A 24,786-nucleotide genomic window follows, 5' to 3' on the forward strand; every position below is an offset into this window, starting at 1 on the left:
CGTAGGGGCGACCGTCCACGGTCGCCCGCGGGCGGGTGTGGACACCCGCCCCTACGTCAACGCAACCTGAGGTGAGGGGTGCGACCCCGGTTCTACTCGAAGGCGTAGAGCTTGCCGTCCTCGCAGCTCACCACCAGGGTGCCGTTGGCGTAAGCCGAGGAGCCGATGACCCCGGCGCCCAGTTCCTTCGACCAGAGCTCCTTGCCGGTTTCGGTGTCCACCGCGTGGATGACCCCCGCCTTGGTGGTGATAAAGACGGCCTGGTCTATCACCGTGGGGCAGAAGCGGATGGGGGTCTCGGTGCCGAAGCGCCAGCGCTTCTGGGCGTCTTCGGTCTTGAGCGATTCGAGGTAGTTCTGGGCTACGAAGTAGATGCTGTCCCGGCTCACGCTCGAGGTGCAGGTCAGCGAGGCGATGGTCTCGTGGCGCCAGAGTATCTTCGCCGTCTCGGCGTCCAGGCAGTAGAGGTAGCCCCGTCTCTTGTCCGACTCGGGCAGGGAGTAGAAGAGGCGTTCGGAGTGGTAGGTGGCGGAGCTGGTGGCCCGGCCCAGGGATTTCGTCTTCCACTTGATGTCGCCGGAACCCTGCCAGACGCTCATCAGGCAGCCGTCGTAGGTGCCGATGAAGATGTTGACCTCGCCGGTGGTGGGCTCGCTGTGCGCCGACTCCCAGGGGCTGATCCACTTGAGCTGGCAGTGTGTGGCGTCCAGGGCGACCAGGTACCCCTCGCGGCTGGTGAGGAAGACGTTGGTGCCGTCCACGCAGGGGGTGTTGAGGACGATGTCGTCCAGGTGGAACTTCCACTGGATGAGGCCCGACTCGATCCCGATGGAGTAGAGGTGCTGGTCGTCGCAGGGCACGTAGACGAAGCCGTCCCACGAGGTGGCGGCGGGGCTCGTGACCTTGGCGTCGAACGCGGTCTTCCATACCAACTCGCCCGTCTCCAGGTCGAGGCAGTGGAACTCGTTGCCGTCGCAGGCCGCGGTGAACACGTGCTGGGTGGTGACGATGGGTGAGGTGTTCACCTTGGGCCCGATTTCATGGGTGAACTTCAGCTTGCCCTCGATCATCCGGTGCGTCGGTCCGACCGTGCCCGTGTGGGCGGGATTGCCGCGGTACATGCTCCAGGTGTACACGTCCTCGGTCTTGAAGCGGAGGAAGTAGCTGTTGATGGTGTCCTTGAGCTTGGAGGTCAGGCGGTCTACCTCGCCGAGGGCGCCCTTGCGGATGGTTTCCAGCTCTTCCTGGTGGATGACGATTCGTTTCATGGCTCTCCCTGCGGCTTCCCCCACGGCGTCGTACGCCTGCGGGTCGCTCTCAGTGGGTTTCCGAGTCGCAACTACGGCCGAAGGCACAACTGCGTTCGAAGGCACATCTTTTTCTCGATTATATCTTTAACCCCTCCCCCGGTCAACCGAGGACCCATCCACCAGATCTACGAGGATGCGGTCGGCTACGAGCTGGTGCTCCCGGACGATGCGCCAGCTCTCTTCACCGACGCGTGTACCGCTCAGCAACTCCACCCGTCCCGCCGCGAGGTGACCCGCGAGGGCGGGAAACGCCTCCATCACCTCCACCCCCCAGCGCTCGCGGAATCGTTTCCCGGAGAGGCCGTTGCGGGTCCGGAGAGCCAGCATCGCCATTTCCAGCCGGCGTTCCCGCTCCGTGGGCCGCTCTTCCTCCCCGTCCGGGCGCTCGTCTTTCTCCGCGGCGCCCAGCCAGGCCTCGAGATCCGGCGTGTTACGCCGCCGAAGCTCGCCGTCATCGGAGACCGCCGAGGGGCCGAGGCCGACGAACGGTCCGGCCTCCCAGTAAATTTCGTTGTGACGGCAGCGGTGGCCCGGGCGGGCGAAGTTGGACAGCTCGTACTGCAGGAAACCATCGGTCTCCAGGCGATCCAGCGCGGCGTAGTAGATGTCGGCCGCCGTGTCGGGGTCCGGCGTGGGGAGCTCGCCCCGCTCCACGGCCCGGCCCAGGGGGGTGGTCGGCTCCAGCTTGAGCGCGTAGAGGGAGATGTGGTCCGGCGAGAGTGCGAGCGCGGCCTCCAGGCTTTTTTGAAAAACCGACCTTTTCTGTCCCGGCAGGCCGTACATCAGGTCTATGGACACCGACCGGACGCCGGCGCGCCGGGCGTTGGCGAAGATGCCGGTGTCCGTGGACCGGTGGGAGCGCCCCAGCATCCGCAGCTCGTCGTCGTCGAAGCTCTGAAAACCCACCGAGAGCCTGGTCAGCCCGGCCCGCAGCAGCGCCTCGAAGTAGCCGATCCCGGAGTTGGCGCAGGGGTTGGATTCCGCGGAGACCTCGGCCCCCGAGGGGATGCGGAACCGATCGCGCGTCCGGGCGATGATGTTGCCCAGCTCCCCCGCCCCCAGGAGGTTGGGCGTCCCCCCGCCCACGTAGAGCGTTCTCCCGCGGACCTCGGGCCCGAGCTTCAACTCCCGGAGAAGCCCGGCGACCACCCTCCTCCCCATCTCCGGCTCCGCGACGTAGCTGGTGAAATCGCAGTAGGCGCAGCGGCGTCGGCAGAGTGGGACGTGGACGTACACGCCGACCAGGTTACGGGTTCCGGTGCTCGAGGCGTCGCCCCGGATTTGCCAGGGCATTACTCGCTCCGCTTCGTTTCGTCCGTCGCCGGTCGGACGTAGATGGGATTGGAGAAGAGCCAGAGCCGCTGCACCGTGCCCCAGGGGAGATTGGGCGCCTCGACCCAGGCCTCGACCCGGTACACGCCGGGTTTTAAAATCTGATAGACGAAACGGTTGTCCGAAAATCGCTTCACCAGCCCGCCGTCCCGGATGAGTCGCAGCTCGACCCCCTCCGCCGGGGGGCAGTAGGCCTCCAGGGCCGTGGGCTCGCCGCCGAGGCTCGTCTCATCGCCCATGATGACCGTCCTCTCCCCCGAGCGGGCGGTGAACCGGAAACCCCGGCCGTCCCCGATGGGGGCGATGCAGCCGAAGCAGTGTCCCCGGGCGAGGGCCCCGGTGATGAGGGTCGAAGCGATGCCGGGATCGGTCGGCAGGCGTCGTGGAAGAAGGACGTAGGTGTGGATCGTGTCGAAGGCGCTTTCGTAGCTCGGCACCTTTAAATACCAGTCGCCCAGGACCTTGGACCGCCCCAGAGCTTCGGCGGAGGCCAGCCCCACCACCGGCCTGGCCCGGCACAGCTCGTCCCAGAGCGTGAACACCGCCCGATCCACGCCGAGACGGGCGTAGGAGCGGGGGCCGTCCAGGAGGTTCACGCTGACCGCGCCGAGCCAGGTCAGGGGGTCCGCGCGCCGCCACAGGCTGCGCAGGTTGACCACCTCCAGGGCGGTGAAGTTGGAAAGACCCCAGTCGCCCCAGGGCTCCTCGGCGTCCAGCGGCATGGCGACGACCGATAGTCCCTTCTCGTTCACCTCGGCGCAGATGCTCGCCGTAGACCGCCCTAGCCCCTTCGGCAGCGTCTTGGGGCCCAGAATCCAAAGTTTCCCCTCCGGCCGTACGAGCTCCGCGCCGCAGATGAGGTACAGGTGGCCGTAGTTGCCGACCAGGCCGTCCTTGCGGGCCCGCATAGAGTGCACGTCGGTGAAGACGACGAAGTCGAGGTCCGCCTTCCGCGCCAGGACGGCGATTTCGCCGTACCTCGAGTCGCCGTCGGAGTACCGGCTGTGCACCCCGAGCACGCCCCGGTAGGCGTAGTAACCGCCCAGGCGGGGGTAGACGGCGAAGGTCTTCGCGGGAAACTGGACCTGGAGGTTGTAGAGGGAGAAGAGAGTGAAGGCGGCCACGAGGGCCAGGACGACGTCCCGGACCAGACGGCGGCGTTTCCTGTGGCGGGTGATTGCTTCCGTCGTGGTCGGGACGGCGGGACTGTGGGTGAGGTCCTGGGCTCGGGGGTGGGGGCCCTCGGGGGGCGTCGTTTTCCGGGCGTCCCCGCGTTTGAACGGGCGCCGGAGAAACGAACCGACCGCTCCCGCGAGGCCGGTCAAACACTTTTTGAGCCTGTTGCGTTTTTCCTGGGTCAACGGTCGGTTTGCCGGGGCATTACTCGCTCCGCTCGTTTCCGGGGTGGCTATTCGAGAAAACTCCCCCGAACCCCGATCCAGAGCTGCTCCACCGTACCCGTGGAATTCACCTCGGCGAATATTTGCAGCCATCGTTCCAGCCGCGGGTCGGCGAAGGGGGGGAGGGGCAGCCTCGAGGCCTCCAGGAGCCAGCGGCGGTCGTCGCCCTCGCCCGTCCAGTCCACCGCCCGCCAGGTGAGGGAAACGAAATCAGCCGGGGTCGGGCGGAAGTTGCCGTTGTGCTCCGGGTGGGCCGAGAGGGCGTCCAGGTCCAGCTCTCCCAGCCGCTCGAGCCAGGCCTCCGGCAGCTCGACGGGGGGGACGGCGGTCGTATCGGCCGACGCCGCTCCACCGGACAGCCGGACGCCGTACCCGTAAACGCCGGTTTCGGACACGAGGGCGTCGGATAACCGGACGAGCGCATCGGTGAGCTCGGGACGCCGCGGTTCCAGGAAATAGACCTCGCGCGTGATCCCGCTCGAGTTCCAGGTGTACGAGGTCAGTGTGGTCAGGGCGCCGGTGTCGTGCAACAGGCCGCCGACCGTGACGCGGTCGCCCGGCTCCGAGCCGGGGGCGGTCACCCGGTCGGCCAGGTCGTCCGCGGGTGCGACGGGGTGAATTAGAGGGGGGGCGTCCTCCCGGCAGGCGGCGGAGAGGACGAGGGCCGCGAATAGCGGAATCAAGCGGAGGGGCGTGTCATTCAACGATGTACCCAGCCTCCTCCTCGGTGATGACGTCCACCTCCTCCGTGGAGGAGGTGTCGTCGCGCAGGGCGGCGATGCGGTTCCGGGCGAAGGCGATGTCCCCCTCGCCCTCCGAGAGGCTGATGTAGCGCTGCCAGTGGCGGATGGCGTCCAGTGTGTCGCCGGTCTTCTCCAGGAGGAGGGCCAGGTTCCAGTGGGCCAGCGCGTAATCGGGCTTGATTTTGAGCGCCTCCTCGTAGGACTCCCGCGACAGGTCGTAGTACGACAGCTCCTGGTAGGCGTTTCCCAGGTTGTTGTACGCCTTGTAGTAGTAGGGCAGGACCTCGATGGCATTCTCGAAGTAGCTGACGGCGAGGGAGAAGAGCTTCGACTCCATGTAGACCAGGCCGAGGTTGTTGTTGACGAAGGGGTCGTCCGGGGCGATTTCCTGCGCCTTCTCGTACTCCCGGGTCGCGCCGCGCAGGTCTCCGGCGGCGAGGAGGACGTTGCCCGCGTCAATGTACCCGGCCAGCTCGGAGCTTTCTTGAGTTTCCGTCACCGTCGCAGTCTCCTCGGAGGTGGTGGCGGGATGGGAGCCGCCTCCCGTGCCGAAGAGGGAACAGCCGGTGCCGAGGATTAAAAGAAGGGGAAGGCCTGGGACGGGTGTTTTCAATTGTCGGCTCCGAGCTCTTTCGTTTGCGGGTATTCTAGCGTTACGATGGACGGCAGTCAATGGGTACACCGGGCGATACCGAGGCGGAGGGCCCGGAAGCGCGCCGGTATAACTGCATAAATCCTTGACAATTCAAGAAATTCCGGTTATGTTTTGACCGTGGTGATCCGGCGAATGGGTCTGGATAAGACTGTTGACGATACGCGCCATGGACGACGACAGCCGAAGGAAAGATGAGCCCCGGGTGCGCTTTCGGCGCAGCGCGAAGCCGCGCACCAGGTCCGGTTCCGTCACGCACATCATCCTCATGGGCGCCGCCCTGGCCGTAATCGTCTGGCTCATTTTTTACCTGAAGGATTCGAGCCTCTTCGGCGGCGACGGGGAAGGGGTGGAAACGGGGCGCACCCCCGTGGTCCGTGGGTCAGGTCTCGACATAGACGAGAATCTGATCAACTACTTCGATGAGGGCATCCAGCTCCTGCGGCCCGACCGCAATTGGGAATTCGCCTACGGCACCGGCCTGCGCCACGACGAGGCGGACGCGTTCAGCGCGGTCGCGTGGCTGGACGCCACCGAGATCTGCCGGCTGACCCTCTACGACGCCGATCGGCCCGTGGCCAGGGTGCGGGTGGGGAAGCTCCAGCTTCAGGAGTCGCGCACGACCAGCTCGCTGGCCCGCCAGTCCTTCGAGAACATCATGCTCTACGCCCTGAACCCGGACCACCCGTACAATGTGGACACTTGGGAGCCCACGACCACCCTCGACTCGGACGGGCTCCAGGGCACCTACTACGTTATCAAAATCACCCATTCGAAGAACACCCAGGCCGACATCCGCATCGTCGCCTTCTTCGTCAAGGATCTTTGGGTCTATACACTGATGGGCGAGGTGAGCTACGAGGAGTACGATCTCTACCGGGAGAAGTTGCGCTATATCTTCGGTCATTTTGTGTTTATATAGCGCTTAGCGTTTGCATATTTATCCGCCTTGTGGCAGACTAAACCGATGAGTGGCCGTTTCCTGCCGTCGCGCATCGGGGCGGCGGTGGAATAGGAGCCCGCAAGTGGTGGGAGGACGGCGTTGCGTGCCGGTCCCTCCCCCTGGATCGTCATTGACCGTTCCAACTTTAAGGGATAAAACCAGCCGGTTGTTCGGAAGGACCCGTCATGGTTGACCAGAGTTATATCGAGGAGATCAAGCGGAGAAACGCCGAGCGGGCGGCCAAGCTCAAGGAAAGCCTGAAGATCGGCGATTTTTCGAAGCTCGCCCCTTCGGGAACCGGCGACGAGCCGCCCGGAGCAGTGGTGATCACCCCGGGGGGCGCAAGAAAAGCCGCCGGACCACCTCCCCCTCCCGCGGGAAAACCGGCCGCCGCAGGACCGCCCCCTCCGCCGCCCTCCCGGACCGAAGCGGTTCGCACCGCTCCTCCGCTCCCGCAGACCGCCGCCCGAGTCGCATCAGCTCCTCCTCCGCCGCCCGAAGCCCGGGCCGAGAGACCGGCCCCGCCCCCCGAAGCGGTGAGAGAGCCCCTCGTTCCCTCCGAGGGCATTTGGGACGAGATTCTCGGTGAGACCGTGGAGGCCGCGCCCGACGAGATGCCGTCCCCCCTGGACACCGGCCCCAGCACCTCCGAGCTCGAAGAATTCAAGGTGCCTCTCTTCGACACGACCCGGATCGAGGAGGAGGAGGTCGAGGAGGAGGAAGAGGTAGCCGCGGTGTCGGAAGAACAGGAAGGCATAACCGACGAGTTCGTCGTCCCCGCTTTCGATTCCGGAACGACCACGGAGGTGGTCGAGGAGGAGTACGCAGTTCCGGCCTTCGATTCCGCGGAAGCAGAGGCCCTCGTCGAGGCCGAGGAGGAGTACGCGGTCCCGGCCTTCGATTCCTCCGCCGCGGCGCCCGCGCCCGTCGAGGAGGCCGCCGTCCCCGCCTTCGATACCTCCGAGCCCGTCGAGGAGCTGGAGGAGGTCGAGGAGGAGTACGCGGTTCCCGCCTTCGACACCGCCGTCGAGGTCCCGGTGGAGGCACCGCTCAGGCCGGCCGCCGGGATTCCGGTCGCCGAGCCCGCCGCTGCGGCGCTGACGACCTTCGACAACTACATCGTCCTCGAGGTCAAGGGTTCGGAGCTCCGTCTGAGGCGCCGCAACATTTCGCTGCGCGAGGCCGTCTCCCTCTTCGAGGTTGCCCTGGAGGAGTGCCGCAAACTCCTCGAGGAATAGGCGCCCTTTCGGGTTGATCCATGCGGGGCGCAGCGTTGCGCCCCAATCTGAACTCCGACCGAGTCCGCCAACCGTTCGAGTCCAACGAGCGCGCCTTGATCTTCAACAAGATACACCCCCGCTACATCGCCCTGGACCTGGGAACCACCAGCACCCTGATCCACCTCGAGGGTCAGGGTGTGGTTGTGAACGAGCCCTCGGTCATCGCCGTCAACGAGAAGGGGCAGATCGAGGCGCTGGGCCATGAGGCCAAGCGGATGCTGGGGCGCACCCCGCCGAACATCCGCGCCATTCGGCCCATGGAGGACGGCGTCATCGCCGACTACGAGACCGCCGAGCTCATGCTCAAGGCCCTTTTGCGCCAGGCGCTCAAGGGGGCGTCCATCGTGAAGCCGAGGGCGCTGTGCTGCGTGCCCTCGGGGATAACGGAGGTGGAGAAGCGGGCGATCCGCGACTCGGTGAAGAACGCCGGCGTCCGGGAGATATACCTCATTGAGGAGCCCATCGCCGCCGCGGTGGGGATGCGGCTCCCCATCGAGGAGAGCACCGGCTCCATCGTGGTGGACGTGGGCGGCGGCACCACCGAGGTCGCCGTGATGTGCCTCGGCGGGGTGGTGGTGTCCGAGTCGCGCAAGATCGGCGGGAACGTGATGGACGAGGCTGTGGACCGCTACCTCCGCAGCCACTACAACATCTTCGTCGGCGAGCAGATCTGCGAGGAGATAAAGATCACCATCGGCTCCGCCGTGCCCCTGGAGGAGGAGGAGAACTTCGTGGTCAAGGGCCGGAACATGCTCAACGGCATCCCGACCACGGTGACGATCAGCTCCACCGAGGTGCGCGAGGCGCTGCGCGAGTGCATCGTGCAGGTGATAGGCGCCGTCCGCTCCACCCTGGAGCAGACGCCGCCCGAGCTGGCCTCCGACATCGTCAACGCCGGGATCAACATGACGGGCGGCGGCTCGCTGTTGAAGCGCCTGGACGACGCCATCACCCAGGAAACGAACCTCAGGGTCCACCGCGCCGCTTCGCCCCTGACCACGATCATCGAGGGGCTCGGGATGATTCTGGACGACTTCCGCCGTTACCGGAGACTCTTTAACCTCTACCCGACGTAGGACGCTTCGCGTCCATTGAGGATTGAGGGCGGGGGCCCTCTTTTTTATTGGGAAGCGACCGATTCTCGGGACATTCGGGAATCGGGGGAGCGGCCGTTGAGCAAATCGCACCGCGTCCCCTTGGCTCCGTTTCAGCGTGGTATAATCCGGGCCCGTAAGAACCGAATCCACGCCGGCTTATCCATTTTAGAGGCGATGGCTCTCACCGCCGCAGGTAAGATTTTTAAAAACGAGGGCGTGCGCTGGGGGCTGACCGTCCTCGGCCTGGCGGTCGTCGTCGCCGGCTCGACATGGCTCCGGCGCTCCCTCTGGAGCGACGACACCCTGATGGTCTCCGACGCGGCCTTCCGCTACCGCCTGGCCCGGATGTACGCCCAGGGGGAGACGCCGCCCGAGCGGGATTTTCGGGTGATGCCACCCGAGGGCCAGCCGCTCCACGACGACCTCCTCCTCGTCGAGGACGCCCTGGTGGGGTGGACCTACCGCCTCTTCCACACCGGCTACGACGAGGCGTCCTTCTCGGACCACCTCGCGCTGTGGGTTTCATTTGTGAGCTCCCTGGGCGCGGGGGCGGTATTCCTCCTCGGTTACGCCCTGTGGCGGAGGCGAAGCTTGGCCCTCGCCGCGGCGCTCATCGCCGTCTTCGCCGTGGCCTCCGTGGACCGGACGGTCAACGTCTACCTGCGCGAGCACCTCGCGGTGCCCTTTGCCCTCCTCGGCTGGGCGGGGATGCTCGGCGCCCTCGGTCCGCCGAGCGACGATTCCGGTTGGAGGAAACGCCTGCCCTGGCTCGTCGCTTGCGGCCTGGGGTGGGGCGTGGCGCTGGCCGCCTGGCATCTCGCGGGCTTCCTCCTCACGGTGACGGCGGTCCTCCTGGCCGTGTACCTCCTCTGGCGGAAGGAGTGGAGGTCAATCGGCCCGACGGCCCTCGTCCTGGGGGGAGTCACCCTCGTGGTCGGCCTGGCCGTTCCGGCTCTGCGGGTGAAGGGGCTGGCCCTCTCGCCGGGCGCCTGCCTGCTATACCTGACCGCCCTGGTGTGCCTGGTGCCAAGGCTGAGGCGCGTCCTGGAGCCGCGACGATGGCGCACAATCCTGGCGCTCGTCGGCGGCGCGGCGGTCATCTTTATCGCCGGTCGTCTCCTCTGGGGTCAGGAAAGCCAGTTCGGTCACGTTTACACCCTCTTCTGGGACAAGCTTCTTTTTCTCGGTCAGAAGCCGGCCGACCCGGCCCGGTTGTCCTGGATAAGCCGGGCGCTGTGGTCCGGGCCCTTCGACGGCCCGACCCTGACGGGTTTCCTATCCACAAACTGGCTTCTCCTGCCTTTTGGTGCCGCCGGGGCGGCGGTTTGCTTCGGGGACTGGCGCCGGGGAAAAATATCGCGGGCCGCCGTCCTCTTTCTGGGATTGACCGTAGCCCTGCTGGCCGGTTTTCTCTTCTTCCGCCGGCTGGAGGTTTTTCTCGCCCCGATGCTGGCCCTGGCCGCGGCGGGGCTCATCACCCGAATAGACTCCCGGCGGAAGCTGCCCCTGGTCGTCGGCCTGGCCGGTCTCGCCTTCTTCAACGTTTACCAGTCTGCCAATATCGCCGGGGACGACGCGGTGCGGCGGGTCGTCGCCCGCCTGGCGGACCAGCCCCGCCCGTGGCCCCACGACATCGGCGACGAGCTGCGGGTCGTCATCGCTTGGCTGCGGGAGAACACACCGCCCGACGCCGTGCTCGCCGCGCGGTACAACATCGCCCCCATGCTTCTGGCCTACGCCGACCGCCCCGTTGCGCTGCACTCCATCTGGGAGTCGTCCGAGGTCCGGGAGCGGGCGCGGCGGTTCACCCTCGGCCAGTTCGGGGATGAGGGCGATTTTGAAAAGTTGCTCGCGGGGTGGGGGGTGGACTACCTGGTGGTGAGCGCCGCCGACTCACTCGACTTCGGTCCCGAGTCGGCGCGCTACGAGGCCGATGCCCTCCGACCGGTCGAAGGGGAGGCGATTGCCGCGCTCTGCCTATTCCCGGAGGAATTGACCGGCTTCGATCTGCAATTCCAGACCCCATCCTTCCGGGTGTACGCGGTCGGAGATAAGCCCGTCGGGCGGCCGTTCTACGGCGACAGTCGGTCCTGCGCCCTGGCCGGTAGTCCCCCCGACGCCCATCCGGTTGGGGCGTACAGCCCCCTCTTCGATCCGGCCTCCCCCATCGTCGCCGGGACGGAGCCCGCCGACAGGGGTTCCGTCATCTACGCCGCCCTGGACGACTACAACCTCGGCGCCTCGCTCTACAACGGCGGCCGGCACGACCAGGCCGTCCCCCGTTTCCGCCGCGTCCTGGAGCGGGTGGGCGACCTGAACCGCGCCGGGTACTGGCTGGCGGCGGCGCTTTACCGATCCGGCGACCCGGCCGGGGCGGAAGCTGCGCTCGATTCATTCCTCGGGCACAGCCCCGGAGACATGGACGGCCTCCTGCTGCGCGCCGAGGTCCTCCGAGCGCTCGGTCGGTCGGCGGATGCCCTGGTCGAGCTCCAGACGGAAATCGCCCGCCTGCCCGATGAACCGCGGCTCTACGACGAGCTGGCCGAGGTGTACCGGGGGCTGGGGGATTTCCGGCAGGCGGAGCTTCTGCGCCAGAGGGCGCGGGAGGTGGCCGGTGCATGACCGGGTGCTCGTCCTGGGGGCCGGCCTGACGGGGCTCGCCGCCGCCGACGATCTGGCGGCCGCCGGTGTCCCCTGTCTGGTCCTGGAGCGGTCCCCCACCGTGGGCGGTCTGGCCGGTGGGCTAAGGCGTAACGGGTTCAGCTTCGACTACGGCCCCCACCGCTTCCACACCCCGGACCCCCGGATCGAAAGCTGGTTCACCGACCTCTTCCCCGACGGCGCCTGGTTGCGGCCCCGGCGCAAGAGCGAGATACAGCTCGTCGGTCGGCGATTCGCCTACCCCCTGGAACTGGGCGACGTGGTGCGCAAGCTGGATTTCACGGACAACGCCCGGGCATTTTCCGACTACCTGGTGAGCTCGCTGCGACGGGCCTTGTCGCGCCCCGACGAGGCGAGCTTCGAGGACTGGGTGGTCAACCGCTTCGGCCGCACGCTCTACGACCTCTACTTCAAGCCGTACACGGAGAAGCTCTGGGGCGTCCCGACCCGGGAAATCTCGCCCGACTGGGCCGCGCAGCGCATCAGCCTGGTCAGCCTGTTCGACGTCCTCAAGCGGCTTCTCTCCAGGGGTTCCGGCAAAGACCCCCGGACCTACGCCCGGGAGTTCCTCTACCCGGAGGCCGGCATCGGCGAATTGCCCCGCCGTCTCGCGGCGAGGGCGGTTTCCCGCGGGGCGGAGATACGCCTGGACGCTGAGGTCGTCGCCCTGAAGGTCAGGGAAGGGGCGTTCGAGGTCGAGGTCAAAGACGCCGACGGAAAGGTTTACCGCGAATCGGGGAGCGCCGTCGTCTCCACCGTCCCCCTGGCGGAGCTGGTCGGCTTCATCGAGCCGCGCCCCGGGGCGGAGGTTCTCCGGGCGACCCGGGGGCTCCGCTCGCGCTCTGTCGTCTTTCTGCATTTGACGCTGGATGGAGAGACGCCCTCGGACAACCACTGGATATACTTCCCCGAGCCGGGTTACGTCTTCAACCGGGTCAGCGAGCCGGCCAACTTTTCGCCGAAACTGACGCCGCCGGGCTGCGCGGCGATCACCGCCGAGGTGAGCTGCGACGTCGGCGACCGGTTCTGGCGGATGGGGCTCGGTGAGCTCTGTCGGAAGAACCTGTCCGGCCTGGCGTCGGTCGGGCTCTTGAAAAAATCGCCCCGGGCCTGCGCCGTGTCCCGCCGGCCCCACGCCTACCCCCTCTACGACCGCGGATACGGCGAGAGGTTCAAGGTCTGCCTGGAGCACGTCAACCGTCATCCCGGCCTCATCACCACCGGGCGGCAGGGGCTCTTCCGGTACGGGAACATGGACCACGCGGTCGTCATGGGCCGGAAGGCGGCATTATCTCTCAGGGGTAAAATGGACCGCGAGGAGGCCCAGGCGGTGGGCACGACGCAGGAGTATTTTGGCTGATGCGGCGGCTCCTCCTCATCGTCAAGAACTTCCCCCCTTTTCGGACCGAGCCGAACACGGCCAATTTGGTCAAATACCTCGGCCGGCAGGGGTGGAAAATAGACGTGCTGTGCTCCCGCCCCGGCTGGGGGGTGGACACGCGCGGCCTCACCCGCGACGAGGCCCAGCTCGAGGCGCTCCACCCGAGCACGACCGTTTTTCCGGTGGCGACGGTCAACCCCGTCCACGGTCTCGGTCTTTTACTGAAGGGGCGGGGAAATGCGGGGTCGTCGGGCGGGAGGCTGTCCCGGCGCCACGTCTCGCCCCTCGGCCGCCTCTTCCGCTCCGTCCTGCACGTTCCCGATTCGGAGCACTACTGGTTCCACCCGGCGTTCTGGCGCGGACTGCGGCTTATAAAAAAACGCCGCCCGGACCTCCTCCTCACCTCGGGACCGCCCTTCACCACCCACCTCGCCGGCTGGAAGCTGAAAAAACTCACCGGCATTCCCTGGGTCTGCCACAGCCGCGACCTTTTTTTGGAAAACCCGCTCTACACCCCGTGGCTTCCCTGGCGGCGGGGGCTGGACCGGGTGCTGGAGCGCCTTGTCATGCGGGGCGCCGACGCGGTAACCACGGTCTACCCCGAGGCCACGGAACTCCTCCGGCGGCGGTACGCACGACCGGGGCAATTTTTTAGGACCGTGCGTAACGGTTACGACGAGGAAGTTTTCGCGGGGATGGAGCCGGTTTCCACGGACCGCTTCACCGTTCTCTACGGCGGGCGTCTGGCGGCCGACGACGCCGACGGGCGCACCGGCTGGTCGCTCCTGGACGGCCTCGGGCTGTGGCTGAAGCGGCGTCCCGGGCTCCGAAAGGCCGTTCGCCTGAGGCTCGTGGGGAACATCCACCCCGTTTACGGGGAGGAGGTCGCGCGGCGGGGGCTGGCCGACGCCGTCGAGATTTTTCCGCCGGTCCCCCTCGGCGAGATGGTCGGCCTCGAGCTGGGGGCCGACGTGCTGGTGATCATCCTGGAGGACTCGCCGAAGAACTGGTTCACCGCCGGGGGTAAAATCTACGAGAGCGCCCGGGCGGGCAGGCCGATTCTGGGCGTCCTGCCGGAGAACGCCGCCGCGAGGCTCATCCGGCAGAAAAACCTCGGCCTCGTCGCGCGCTACGGCTCGGCGGAGCAAGTAGCCACGGCCCTGGACGCGCTCCACGAGGGCGTGACCTCGGGCACGTTGAGCTACGGCGGGCCGGAGCGTGACGCCTTCGTGCGCGAGACCAGCTTCGAGCGCCTGGCGGCGAGATTTTCCGAAATCTTCGGCGAGCTTCTCGGTTGACCCGCCTCCGGCGGGCGTGGTAAGCTAAATCCTCAATTGAAGCGGTCTTATAGACCACGGAGGCAACTTGGACCTGTTGCAGGCAGCCGCGCTGGGTTTTGTCCAGGGGGCGACCGAGTTCCTCCCCGTTTCGAGCTCCGGCCATCTGGTGCTCACCGGGGCACTCATCGGCGTGGAGCCGGATTTCAACCTGGCCTTCGGCGTGTTTCTCCACTTCGCCACGGCGCTGGCGGTGCTGGTCTACTTCGCCAAACGCTTCGTCGGGCTGGTGCGCATCCTCTTCGTCAACCCGGTCCGTTGGATCGGCGGAAAAAAGATACCCGACGGCGACCGCCGCCTGGGTCGGCTTCTGGTGGGGATAATCCTCGGCACGTTGCCGGCGGTGGCCGTGGGCCTTTTGTTAAAGGCCCAGATTGACGAGGCGTTCCGCTCACCGATGCTGGCGGCCGCGATGCTCTACGTCACCGCGGCGATTCTCTTCAGCCTTCTGCTGCGCAAGCGCGACCGGGTGAAGGCCGAGACGGTTGAGACGACGGAGCCCCCCGCCCCCCCGTTTTGGCGCGCCCTCCTCGTCGGCGTGGCGCAGGCGGTGGCCATTCTGCCGGGAATCAGCCGCTCCGGCGCGACCATCGTCGCCGGAATCCACCTGGGCGAGGAGCAGAGGCACGCCGCCGAGTTCAGCTTCCTCCTCTCCCTGCCGGCCATCCTCGGGGCCAACATCGTCGAGCTGGGCGACGTGATTTCTTCGGGTACGTGGCTCCCCTGGCCGGTGTACTTGATCGGGGGCGCGACCGCCTTTTTCACCGGTCTGGCGGCCATCTGGGTCGTCATGCGGACCGTGAAGAGCGGGCGCTTCTGGCTCTTCGGAATCTACTGCGCGGTCGTGGCCACGGTTTCCCTCATCGTCTGGTGACGCTTTGGTTTCACGGAAAAAGAAAAAGGACGAGGAACGGGCCGTCGGGACGGGCCTCTTCCTGCTCGTCGCCGGCATCCTGTCCTTCGTCAGCCTGATCGTCTTCCTGGACTCGGGCGCGCCGGAAAATATCGGCGAGGCAAGCTCCGGCTTCGTCGGCGACCTTGGATTGTCCTGGGGCCGGGCCCAGGTCTGGCTCTGCGGTTACCTCGCCCTGGCGCTGGCCCTGGTCGTCGCCTACTTGGGAGTGGAGCTCCTCCGGGGGACCCGGGAAAAACTCGGTCGGAGAATCATCGGCTTCCTCCTCCTCGTCACCTCCCTCGCGGTCCTCTTCGGTCTGACCGGCGTCGGTGGGGCCGACACCCCGTGGCACCACTACGGGGGCCTCGTCGGCGTCGGCATCGCCGGGTGGCTGCTCGGCGCCGTAGGCTCCCTGGGGACCATCGTCGCGGCCCTGGTGGGGCTGATTTTCGGTTTCACCCTGGCCACCGGCGTCCGGATCGCCGCGCTGGGCGGGGGATTGGCCGGTGGATGCCGGTGGGTGGCGGGGAAGGTCGGCCGCCTGTTCCGGGGCCGCGATTGGTCGCGAGCGGTGCCCGAGACGACCGCGCCCGTCGAATCGGTTCAGGCGGAGCCGGTGCCCCCCGTCGAAACGACTAAATCGAAGCCCCCCGAGCCCGAGGTCGCCGAAGAGCTTACCGACCTGCCGGAGTGGCAGCAGCCCGGGGTGAGCGCCGTAAACGAGGCGCCGCCCCTGGACCTCCTCGCCCCCCGGGAATCCGGCGACCAGCCGGACGATCCCGAGGAACGCCGCGCCCGGGTGAGAATCCTCACCGGTTTCCTGGAGCAGAACCAGCTCGCGGCTAACGTGGTGGAATACACCGAGGGGCCCAGTTTGGGCCGTTTCGAGCTGCGCCTGGCCCCGGGGGTCAGAATCGCTTCCCTCGACCGCCTGAGGGCCGAGCTGGCGCTGGCGATGGGGTGCAACCAGGTCCGCTTCGCCCCGAACCCGGAGCGGGGGACGGTGTCCCTGGAGGTTCCGCTGGCCCGGCGGCGTGTGGTCCGCCTGCGCGAGCTTCTCGAGGAGCCCGACTGGCAGGAGCACGAGAGCCCGCTGGCCTTCCCGGTGGGGCTGACCCAGGACGGAAAGGTGGTGGTGGCCGATTTCTGCGAGCTGCCGCACCTGCTGGTCGCCGGCACCACCGGCTCGGGCAAGAGCGTCTTCCTGAACGCGCTGTTGCTATCACTCCTGTACCGGGTCGGCCCGCAGCACCTCTGGCTGGTGCTCGTTGACCCGGGGCGCGTGGAGCTGGCCCCCTACGAGGGGCTGCCCCACCTCCTGACGCCGCCGGTTTACGAGCCCTACGGCGTTCTCACCATTCTGGGGTACCTGGTGGACGAGATGGACCAGCGGTACACGCGGCTGTCGGTGGCCCGGTGCCGCTCCATCGCCGCCTTCAACGACACCGTGGGCGAGCGGGGCGACGTGCCGATGCCCTACATCGTCCTGGCGGTGGACGAACTGGCCGAGCTGATGGCCGCCACCGGCAAGGCCCTCGAACAACCTTTAGCCCGGCTGGCCCAGATGTCGCGCGCCGTGGGCATCCACCTCGTCGTCGCCACCCAGCGCCCCAGCGTGGACGTGGTGACCGGGGTTCTCAAGGCCAACTTCCCCAGCCGCATCGCCTTCCAGGTCCGCTCCAAGACCGATTCCAGGGTCATCCTGGACCAGGGCGGGGCCGAGGAACTGGCCGGAGGAGGGGACCTCCTCTTCCTCCCCGTGGGGGCGACGGAACCGCTGCGGCTCCAGGGCGCATATGTGAGCGATGGAGAGGTGGAGGCCGTGGTGGGCTACTGGACGGGAAACGCCCGCGATGAAAGGAGACAAGGGGTTTAAACCCCTTGCCGCCCGCCGGGGGCCCTCGTAGCCCAAAAAAATTACCGACCCGGGAGGGTCATGCGCAGAATCGCCCTTCTAGCGTTCCTCTTGACGTTCACCGCGGCCCTCGCCGGCGAGCTGACCACGGAGGAGGTCGTGGCGCGGGTCAAGGCGTCCTACGCCACCGCGGACTCCTTCACCTGCGACGTCCGCCGTGTCACCGCCTCCGGCATGCTCGGCCAGCGGCACGTCATGCGCGGCTCCATGACCAGCCTCCTGCCCGACGAGTTCCGCATAGACTACGTCAGCCCCTTCGAGCAGTCCCTGGTCTGCAACGGCGAGACGGTTTGGCTCTACACGCCCCGGAACAACCAGGTCATCGTCTCCTCGGTGGAGGACTACGCCGAGCGGGAGATGCTGGGGAACCTGATCGGCTACTTCGAGCGGGACTACGCCTACGCGCTCGCGGGCGAGGAGGAGGTGGACGGGCGCAACACGGTGGTGCTGCGGATGACCGCCCTTTCTCCCGACTACCCCTACCCTCGGGGGCGGTTGTGGGTGGACCCCGAAACCTGGCTCCCGGCCGAGGTGGAGCTGACCGACGACATCGGGAACACGGTTTCCTACCGGCTATCGAACATCCGGCTGAACGTGGCGGTGGACCGTTCATCGTTTAATTTCACCCCGCCGCCCGGGGTGGAAGTGGTTAGGGTGGACTAGATGGACGCGGGTGACATCAGACGGGAGCGACTCAGGAGGAACCTGCGGACCGCGGGGCTCTCCCTTCTCCTAATTGCCGCCGGGCTGGTTTTGATCTTCCAGGGCGGGGCGCTGGGCATCTTCTTCGGCATCCCCCTCGGGGCCGGGGGCCTGGTCGCCCTCGTCATCGGGCTCGTCGCCCTCATCAGGGGCCTGCTCGTCCCGCCGCGCCGCTTCGCCTGCCCTCGCTGCAAAACGGAGCAGGGCGCCCTGCGCGACCTCCCCTGGACGGTCTGCACGAAGTGCGGGCTCCCCCTCGTCTTCCTGGGGGAGAGCTATCTGTCGCTCATCCACTGCGGGAGGTGCGGGGCGGAGTTCGGCGTGGGCGCAAAGCAGGACGCCCCGGTGGCCTGTCCCGACTGCGGCCAGCTCCACCTGGTCAGCGGCGGTGAGATTCAGCCCGACGACGAGCACCGGGAGGCGCTCAGGCTGGAGGACTTCACCCCCGACGGGCTTTACTCGGGCGAGAGGGGGGAGCTGCGCGTGTCCCTGTTGAGCGGTCGGGGACGCGTGTTCTTCGTGGAGAGAATCGCCGCGATGCTGGCCGAGAAGAGCACCGCCGTGGTCTGGGGGGAGCTGGTGGCCCGCACGCGCGCGTTGTGCCTCGCCTTCAGCCTGCTGGCCGAGGCGGCCGAAACGGGGGACCTCGAATCCGCCCCCGCCTTCTGGCCCGTCCTGCGGGGCTCCACCGTGAACACGGTCTACGCCTGGGCGCGCTACCTGGAGCTCACGGGCCCCCACGAGTTCCGCCCCGACGACGTCCCCGCGGAGTTTCCCCTGGGCGAGATAATCGAGTGCCAGCACGACCTGGCCCCCCTGCCCGGTTTCGGAGATAAGTGGGACCTGGACGCCGCGGCGCTGGAGGAGAGGCCGCGGTGGTTCGGGGGCCCCCGCCTCGTGCTCGCCGATTTCCGCGCCCTGGAGCGCCTGGCCCGGGAGGTGGACCCGGAGAAGGGGATGCCGTCCCTGGACGAGGAGGAGCGGAAGCAGCTTCTGGACGTCTTCTCCCTGGACAAGTTGCCCGCGGGGAAGCGGAGGCGCGTCGAGATGGTTTTGGGCGAAAAGGGCGGGCGGGCCGCCGCCTTCTGCGATCTGTCCTACAAAGCCAACGCCCGCTGCGGGCTGGTGCTTTTAGACGACGGCGGATTGGCCGCCTACGACCGGGAAACCGTGAAGTTCTACGCGCCCGACGGGGTCGCCTCGGTTTACTTCACCGACCGGGACCTCGTCGTCGAGCCGGTGGAGGGCGAGCCTTTCAAAATCCCCGCCGGCATCCCCCGGGAGCGCCGCTCGTTTCTCCTTTTACTCCAGCCGGAGGGCACCAGTGGATGACGCCCCTAAGAGGGTCCACGTCGTCTCCCTGGGTTGCGCCAAGGCCCTGGTGGACACCGAGGTCATGCTGGCCCAGCTCGAGCGGAGGGGGTACCTCCCGACCAACGACGAGGAGGCAGAGCTCTACCTGATCAACACCTGCGGCTTCCTGGAGGAAGCGCTGGCCGAGACTTTTGACGAGATAGAGCGTCTGGTCGAGCTCAAGGCGGCGCATCCCGGCTCGCGGCTGGCCGTGGTGGGCTGCGCGTCCGAGGCGCTCAAAAAGGGGATGGCCGAGCGTTTCCCCCAGGCGGACCTCGTGGCCGGGACCGGGTCGCTGGCGCACATCGGCGAGCTGGTGGACCGCCTGGAGCGGCGCCGGAAGGCGCAGCCTACGGCCGAACCGCTCCTCGACTTTCCCCCGCCCGGAGGGGCCTACGACGGCAACCCCGACCCCCTCCCCGAGCGGGTGGCGATCACCCTGCCGCACATCGCCTACCTCAAGCTGGCCGAAGGCTGCGACCTGGGGTGCACCTTCTGCGCCATCCCCGCCCTGCGCGGCCCTCAGCGGAGCAGGCCCGCGGAGCACCTGGTCGCCGAGGCGGTGTCCCTGGTCGAGGAGGGTGTGCGGGAGCTGATTTTGATCGCCCAGGAGACCACGGCCTACGGGCGCGACCTCTACGGCGAGCCGTCCCTCGTGCGGCTGCTGGCCGAGCTCTCCCTTCAGTTGCCCGAGGATGACGTCTGGGTGCGATTGCTCTACCCGAACCCCGCCCGTGTGGACGCGGAGTTGCTCAAGGGTTTCACCGAATACCCCCAGCTCGTCCCCTACCTCGATTTCCCGTTCCAGCACGCCGACGGAGCCGTGCTCGAGTCCATGGGCCGTCCCGGCGACGCACAGACGCTCGCCGCCGTCATCGCCCTAGCGCGGGAGACCGTGCCGGGGCTGGTCCTGCGTGGAACCGCCCTGGTCGGCTTCCCCACCGAGGACGGGGCCGCCTTTGACAGACTGATCCGCTTCGTGGAGGAGACGGGGTTCGACCACCTCGGGGTTTTCACGTACTCCGCCCGACCGGGGACGCGCGCCGCCGATGAGCTCGACGATCCCGTGTCGCAGGAGATGAAGGAGCTGCGCGCCGAGGCGCTCCACGACCTCCAGGAGGCCGTCTCCCTCGCCCGGAACTCGCGCCTGGTGGGCGCGCGGGACGACGTGCTGGTGGACGCCGTCGCCGCGGGAGGGGCCATAGCCCGTGGCCGCCGATTCTGCCCCGACGTGGACGGGGTGGTCGAGGTGACCCTGCCGGAGGGGCACGGCTGGCTGCCCGGTGATTTCAGGCGTGTCGTCTACACCGCGGCCCAGCCCTACGACCTCTACGCCGAGCCGGTGACCGAAGAATGACGCTGCCGAACAGGCTGACCCTCGTTCGAATCGCTCTGGCGCCGCTCTTCGTGGTGGCGGTGGCCGTCGGGCATTTTTACGCCTACCTGGCGGCGCTGGTCCTCCTCGCCCTGGCCGCCCTCACCGACCTGGCCGACGGCCGCATCGCGAGAAAAACCGGGACCCGGTCAGCCTTCGGGGAGTTCGCCGACCCCCTGGCGGACAAGCTCTTCGTCGTCACCGCCCTCGTCTCCTTCGCCGCGGTGGACGCGGTGCCCTGGTGGCTGGCGCTCATCGTCGTCTGGCGGGAGTTGATCGTCACGACGCTCAGAGCCTACGCCGCCCATCGCGGCGTGGACATCCCCCCCTCCCGGCTCGGCAAGGCCAAGACCCTGCTGCAGATGATCGCCGTGCTGGCGGTGCTGGCCTACCTGACGGCCCGCGCCGGCTTCCCCGTCCTCGGCTGGGAGTGGAATGAGATCCTCGATCGCGTGTGCCGGATAATCTACCTGGCTATTCTGGGGCTCTCCGTGGCGCAGACGCTCCTCTCCGGCGCGCAATACCTCTGGAACGCCCGGAAGCTTTTGCGGAGCGGAGTCGAGGGGGAGGAGGGCGGATGAGCTTCGTGAAGCGGACCCGGATACCGGAGACACCGCCGCTGCGGTGGTGGGAGGCGCCCTACCTGGTCGTGGCCAGCTTCGGCGGCACGGGGTTCTTCCCAAAAGCCTCGGGGACCGTCGCCAGCCTGGCGGCCTGCGTCCTCTACGTCCTTTTACCCCCCTGGCCCTGGCTCGTCGCTGTGCTCGGGGCGGTTCTCTTCATCTTCGGTGTGCCGGCGACGGGCTGGATGGCCCTCCGCTACCGCGATAACGATCCCAGCCAGGCCACAGCGGACGAGGGCGCGGTGATGCTGCTGATTCTCGCCTTCTTCCCCCGGGAGTGGGGCTATCTGGCCCTGGCATTTCTCCTCTTCCGCTTCTTCGACATCGCCAAGCTCCCCCCCTGCCGCCGGATCGAGCGTCTGTCCGGCGGGTGGGGGATCATGCTCGACGACCTGATGGCCGGCGTCTACACCGCCGTCCTCCTGGCCGTCGTTTACCTGACGAAACTGATGCCCGCCTGGGCCCGAGTCCCGTTACCCGACCTCTGGTTCTAGAGGAGCAGCCATGCCCGACGAAGAACAGGTTTACTCGAGCCCCCTCGGCCAGTACATGGACGCGGTGGTGTCGCCCGGCGAGGCCTTCCGGGGCCTGAAAACCAGGCCGCGCTGGCTCGTTTTCTTCCTCATCACCATCGCCGTCTCACTGGCCACCCTCCCCCTCCTGATGCCCTACTCCGTGACGGCCCAGCGAGAGGCACTCAACGAAATTCTGCGTGAGAACCGGGACGTGATGCCCGCCGAGCAGGTAGCCCGGCTGGAGGAGTTCCGGGACCAGGCCGGCACCGGCTTCATGGGCGAGGTATTTCCCTACCTCGTGGTGCCCGTGTCGCTCTTCCTCTACCTCCTGATCGCCTCGGCGGGCCTGAACGTCGGTGTGGGGCTGACCGGGGAGAAGCTGGGCTTCCGCAACGCCGTCTCCATCGTTTCCCTGGCCTCGGTGGCGATGGCCGCGGGGGCGGTGGTTACGCTGGTTCTGGTGCTGGTGAAGGGCGACGTTTACGTGGGGACCAACCTGGGGCTCCTGTTCCCCCGGATGCCCGCGGAGTGGTACACGCGGGTCCTCAAGGGCTTCGCCTCCCAGATAGACATCTTCTCCGCCTGGAGCGTCTATCTGCTCACCATCGGTGTGCATGAGGTGGTCGGCCTCTCCACCAAGCGTTCGTTCCGTGTCGTCATCATCCTCTGGCTGCTCTGGGCGGTGCTTATGACGGCCCTGAGCTACTTCGGCTTCGGCATGTGAGGACCTTTCCCCGATGAGCCGCCCCCGGACATGCCCCGCCTTCCCCGACGGGTACCGCGAGTACACGGGTGTCGTCCACCTACACTCGACCTACTCCGACGGCCACTGGCCCGTGGGGCGCATCCTCGGGGAGGGTATCCGCGCCGGGCTGGACTTCGTCTTCCTCACCGACCACGACACCCTGGGGGCGAAGGAGGACGGCTGGGGCGGCTGGTACGCCCCCGGTGGGCCCGAGGGTCCCTGGCTCTCGGTGAGACCGGTGGAGAGGGGCTCATCCCCTCACCGCATCTTCCTCGGAGTGGGAGCGGAGATAACCCCCCCAAAATCGCACTACCTGGCCTTCGGCGTGGACCGGCTCCCCGCCCCGAACCTGCCCAGCCAGAAAATCATAGACTTCGTCCGCGCCCGCGGCGGCCTCGGCATCATCACCCACCCCGACCACCGGGGGAACGTCCGCTTCGGCATCGGCTGCTACAAGTGGGAGGACTGGTCGGTCACCGGCTACGACGCCCTGGACGTTTGGGACCTGATGACCGACTGGCAGGACTCGCTACGGGGCATCGTGAGCGCCTACGTGGCCTACAACCTGCCGGCGTGGGTCCTGCGCGGCCCGAAGCGGGAGACGCTGGCCCGCTGGGACTGGATGCTCGCCCGGGGCCCGATGCCGGTCATCGGCTGCTGCGACAACCACGGCCGCCCCTACCGCCTGGTGCGGACCTACGACATCCTCCCCTATCCCACGGCCCTGCGCCTGTTGCACCTCCACCTCTTCACGCGGCCGCTGGAGGGACTCTCCGCCGACGAGACCGAGCGTGAGCTTCTTTCCGCCATGCGGGCCGGGCGCGGCTTCATCGCCCTGGACTTCTGGTGGCCGTCCCGGGGTTTTTCCTTTTCCGCCGGGAACGGGACCCAGACCGCGCCGATGGGTTCCACCGTCTCCCCGGAAAACGGCCCCTGGACGCTGACCGTGCGCCTTCCCGAGCGGGGGATTATCACCCTCGTCAAGGACGGGGTACCGTTGGTCACCCGCGTCGGTCTCGGGCTGGATTTTGAGGAGAGGGGCGGCGGAGTCTTCCGGGTCGAGGTCCACCGCCGGCGGAATTTTTGGAAAAAGCCGTGGATATTCTCCAATGCCATCCGGATAACGGATTGATCGGGTGGGTGAAAAATGCGTAAGTCGGCTTTGTTGCTGTTTGTGTCGCTGGCTTCCGTCGGATGCGCCGCCGGGGGGGTCCCCGCGAACGCCGAGTCCGCGGGCAGCGAAAACCTCGCCATCTCCCCCTGGAACTGGCACTCGATTCCGGTGGTGGAGCCCGGCGGCTCGCTGTGGCTGGGCTTCACCGCGAAGAACCCCACCAATCAGACGGTCACCGCAGATTCCTTCTGGGGCGGTTGCCTTCTGGCTCTGACCGCGCCCTCGGGCGGGGTGCAGACCGTGGGCGGCCCGTCGGTCCAGGGCGCGGCGGGGTCCGTCCGGGACATGGGCCCCGGCGAATCCAGCACCGCCGTCGTGGATGCGGGAGAAATATTCGATTTCACCGAGACCGGCACCCACCTCCTGCGCTGGGACACGCCCCTGGGGACGATGGAGTACCCCATCGAGGCCCTGGCCGGCCTCGACTATCTCCTCCACCGCCTGGCGAACGATTCTGCCTACAACGAATGGGGGCTCTACCTCTACGGCGAGGACGGGGTCTTCCTCTCCGAATCGCTGGCGATCCGGGTCGCGGCGAAAGGTGACGTGGCGGTCGGCGGCCTGGCCGCATTCCTGGACGACGAAAAGGAGTGCTTCATCGAGGGCTCCGAGGAGGCGACCATCGGCTCGATGTACGCCCACCGGGTCGAGGACTACGCGGCGATAATGCTCGCGGTGATTCTCGGCGCCGACGTTCCCGAGCTGCGCTCGATGAATCCCGCCGTGAGGGACGCCGGCATCGCGAGGGTCAGGCTTCTTCTCGGCGAAAGCGGGTACTGATGGCCAACCGGACGCTGGCGGTCACCGACGAAATCTACGCCTACCTGGAGAAAAACACACTGCGGGAGCCCGAAGTCCTGCGGCGGCTCCGCGAGGAAACCTCGAAGATGCCCAACCCCGACATGCAGATAGCCCCGGAGCAGGGGCAGTTCATGGCGCTCCTGGTGGAGCTCGTCGGGGCGAGGCTCTGCCTGGAACTGGGCGTGTTCACGGGCTACAGCTCCACCGCGGTGGCCCTGGCGCTGCCACCGGGGGGAAGGCTCATCGCCTGCGATTCCAGCCGCGAGTGGACCGATGTCGCCCGGCGGTGTTGGGAGGCGGCCGGGGTATCGCACAAGATAGAGCTTCGTCTGGGACCGGCATTGCAGAGCTTGGATGCGCTTTTAGCCGAGGGCTACACCGGGCGGTTCGATTTCGCCTTCATAGACGCGGACAAGGACAACTACGACGCGTACTACGAGAAAACCCTGAAGCTCCTGCGTCCCGGCGGACTCGTCGCCCTGGACAACGCCCTGCGGCACGGGCGGGTGGCCGACGCCGCCGACGCCGACCCGGGGACGGCCGTCATCCGCG

General features: G+C 67.4%; 22 protein-coding genes. 17 read left to right on the forward strand and 5 right to left on the reverse strand.

What is annotated here, in order from left to right; all coding sequences use genetic code 11:
• Positions 1-92: 92 nt before the first annotated feature.
• From VM054_07875 to VM054_07895, 5 genes are all read right to left on the reverse strand, one after another.
• Complete coding sequence (locus VM054_07875; GenBank protein ID HUT98977.1) at positions 93-1,268, reverse strand: PQQ-binding-like beta-propeller repeat protein; 1,176 nt, start codon at positions 1,266-1,268, stop codon at positions 93-95.
• A 126-nt stretch (positions 1,269-1,394) separates the two neighbouring features.
• On the reverse strand, positions 1,395-2,603 hold the full coding sequence (hemW, locus tag VM054_07880; protein HUT98978.1) for a radical SAM family heme chaperone HemW: 1,209 nt from the start codon (positions 2,601-2,603) through the stop codon (positions 1,395-1,397).
• Complete coding sequence (locus VM054_07885) at positions 2,603-3,967, reverse strand: hypothetical protein (protein ID HUT98979.1); 1,365 nt, start codon at positions 3,965-3,967, stop codon at positions 2,603-2,605. The genes hemW and VM054_07885 overlap by 1 nt, the downstream gene beginning before the upstream one ends.
• 83 nt (positions 3,968-4,050) lie before the next feature.
• Positions 4,051-4,746, reverse strand: a complete 696-nt coding sequence (locus VM054_07890; GenBank protein HUT98980.1) for a hypothetical protein — start codon at positions 4,744-4,746, stop codon at positions 4,051-4,053.
• A complete protein-coding gene (locus tag VM054_07895; GenBank protein HUT98981.1) occupies positions 4,739-5,398 on the reverse strand; it encodes a tetratricopeptide repeat protein in 660 nt (219 codons plus the stop codon). The genes VM054_07890 and VM054_07895 overlap by 8 nt, the downstream gene beginning before the upstream one ends.
• A 193-nt stretch (positions 5,399-5,591) precedes the next feature.
• Here VM054_07895 and VM054_07900 point away from each other — a divergent pair, with 193 nt between their 5' ends.
• The 17 genes from VM054_07900 to VM054_07980 all read left to right on the forward strand — a co-directional run.
• Complete coding sequence (locus VM054_07900) at positions 5,592-6,359, forward strand: hypothetical protein (protein ID HUT98982.1); 768 nt, start codon at positions 5,592-5,594, stop codon at positions 6,357-6,359.
• Positions 6,360-6,565: 206 nt separating this feature from the next.
• Positions 6,566-7,618 (forward strand): hypothetical protein, encoded by a 1,053-nt coding sequence (locus VM054_07905; protein ID HUT98983.1) that lies wholly within the window; start codon positions 6,566-6,568, stop codon positions 7,616-7,618.
• A gap of 35 nt (positions 7,619-7,653) precedes the next feature.
• Complete coding sequence (locus VM054_07910; protein HUT98984.1) at positions 7,654-8,736, forward strand: rod shape-determining protein; 1,083 nt, start codon at positions 7,654-7,656, stop codon at positions 8,734-8,736.
• Positions 8,737-8,931: 195 nt separating this feature from the next.
• The gene (locus tag VM054_07915) at positions 8,932-11,379 is read left to right on the forward strand and encodes a tetratricopeptide repeat protein (protein ID HUT98985.1); all 2,448 of its coding nucleotides are present in this window, start codon (positions 8,932-8,934) and stop codon (positions 11,377-11,379) included.
• On the forward strand, positions 11,372-12,778 hold the full coding sequence (locus VM054_07920) for an FAD-dependent oxidoreductase (protein ID HUT98986.1): 1,407 nt from the start codon (positions 11,372-11,374) through the stop codon (positions 12,776-12,778). The genes VM054_07915 and VM054_07920 overlap by 8 nt, the downstream gene beginning before the upstream one ends.
• Complete coding sequence (locus VM054_07925; GenBank protein HUT98987.1) at positions 12,778-14,097, forward strand: glycosyltransferase; 1,320 nt, start codon at positions 12,778-12,780, stop codon at positions 14,095-14,097. Before VM054_07920 ends, VM054_07925 begins: the two co-directional genes overlap by 1 nt.
• A gap of 67 nt (positions 14,098-14,164) precedes the next feature.
• Positions 14,165-15,010 carry an undecaprenyl-diphosphate phosphatase gene (locus VM054_07930; protein ID HUT98988.1) on the forward strand — a complete coding sequence of 282 codons (846 nt, stop codon included), beginning with the start codon at positions 14,165-14,167 and terminating at the stop codon, positions 15,008-15,010.
• Positions 15,011-15,014: 4 nt separating this feature from the next.
• Complete coding sequence (locus VM054_07935; protein ID HUT98989.1) at positions 15,015-16,907, forward strand: DNA translocase FtsK 4TM domain-containing protein; 1,893 nt, start codon at positions 15,015-15,017, stop codon at positions 16,905-16,907.
• Between the two features lie 60 nt (positions 16,908-16,967).
• Positions 16,968-17,609 carry an outer membrane lipoprotein carrier protein LolA gene (locus VM054_07940; protein HUT98990.1) on the forward strand — a complete coding sequence of 214 codons (642 nt, stop codon included), beginning with the start codon at positions 16,968-16,970 and terminating at the stop codon, positions 17,607-17,609.
• Complete coding sequence (locus VM054_07945) at positions 17,610-18,980, forward strand: hypothetical protein (GenBank protein HUT98991.1); 1,371 nt, start codon at positions 17,610-17,612, stop codon at positions 18,978-18,980.
• Positions 18,973-20,358, forward strand: coding sequence for a 30S ribosomal protein S12 methylthiotransferase RimO (rimO, locus tag VM054_07950; protein HUT98992.1), 1,386 nt, complete (start codon positions 18,973-18,975; stop codon positions 20,356-20,358). Before VM054_07945 ends, rimO begins: the two co-directional genes overlap by 8 nt.
• Positions 20,355-20,957, forward strand: coding sequence for a CDP-diacylglycerol--glycerol-3-phosphate 3-phosphatidyltransferase (pgsA, locus tag VM054_07955; protein ID HUT98993.1), 603 nt, complete (start codon positions 20,355-20,357; stop codon positions 20,955-20,957). Before rimO ends, pgsA begins: the two co-directional genes overlap by 4 nt.
• Positions 20,954-21,493, forward strand: coding sequence for a phosphatidylglycerophosphatase A (locus tag VM054_07960; protein HUT98994.1), 540 nt, complete (start codon positions 20,954-20,956; stop codon positions 21,491-21,493). Before pgsA ends, VM054_07960 begins: the two co-directional genes overlap by 4 nt.
• Before the next feature lie 10 nt (positions 21,494-21,503).
• Positions 21,504-22,238: a YIP1 family protein gene (locus tag VM054_07965; GenBank protein HUT98995.1), complete on the forward strand. Its 735-nt coding sequence runs from the start codon at positions 21,504-21,506 to the stop codon at positions 22,236-22,238.
• 13 nt (positions 22,239-22,251) lie between these two features.
• Positions 22,252-23,391, forward strand: coding sequence for a hypothetical protein (locus VM054_07970; GenBank protein HUT98996.1), 1,140 nt, complete (start codon positions 22,252-22,254; stop codon positions 23,389-23,391).
• 15 nt (positions 23,392-23,406) lie between these two features.
• Positions 23,407-24,213 (forward strand): hypothetical protein, encoded by an 807-nt coding sequence (locus VM054_07975; protein HUT98997.1) that lies wholly within the window; start codon positions 23,407-23,409, stop codon positions 24,211-24,213.
• Positions 24,213-24,786 (forward strand): class I SAM-dependent methyltransferase (locus VM054_07980; protein ID HUT98998.1); only part of this gene is annotated, 574 nt, incomplete at its 3' end. The genes VM054_07975 and VM054_07980, both read left to right, overlap by 1 nt.

This window comes from bacterium (assembly GCA_035528375.1).
In the GTDB taxonomy this organism is placed as follows: Bacteria; RBG-13-66-14; RBG-13-66-14; order RBG-13-66-14; family RBG-13-66-14; genus RBG-13-66-14.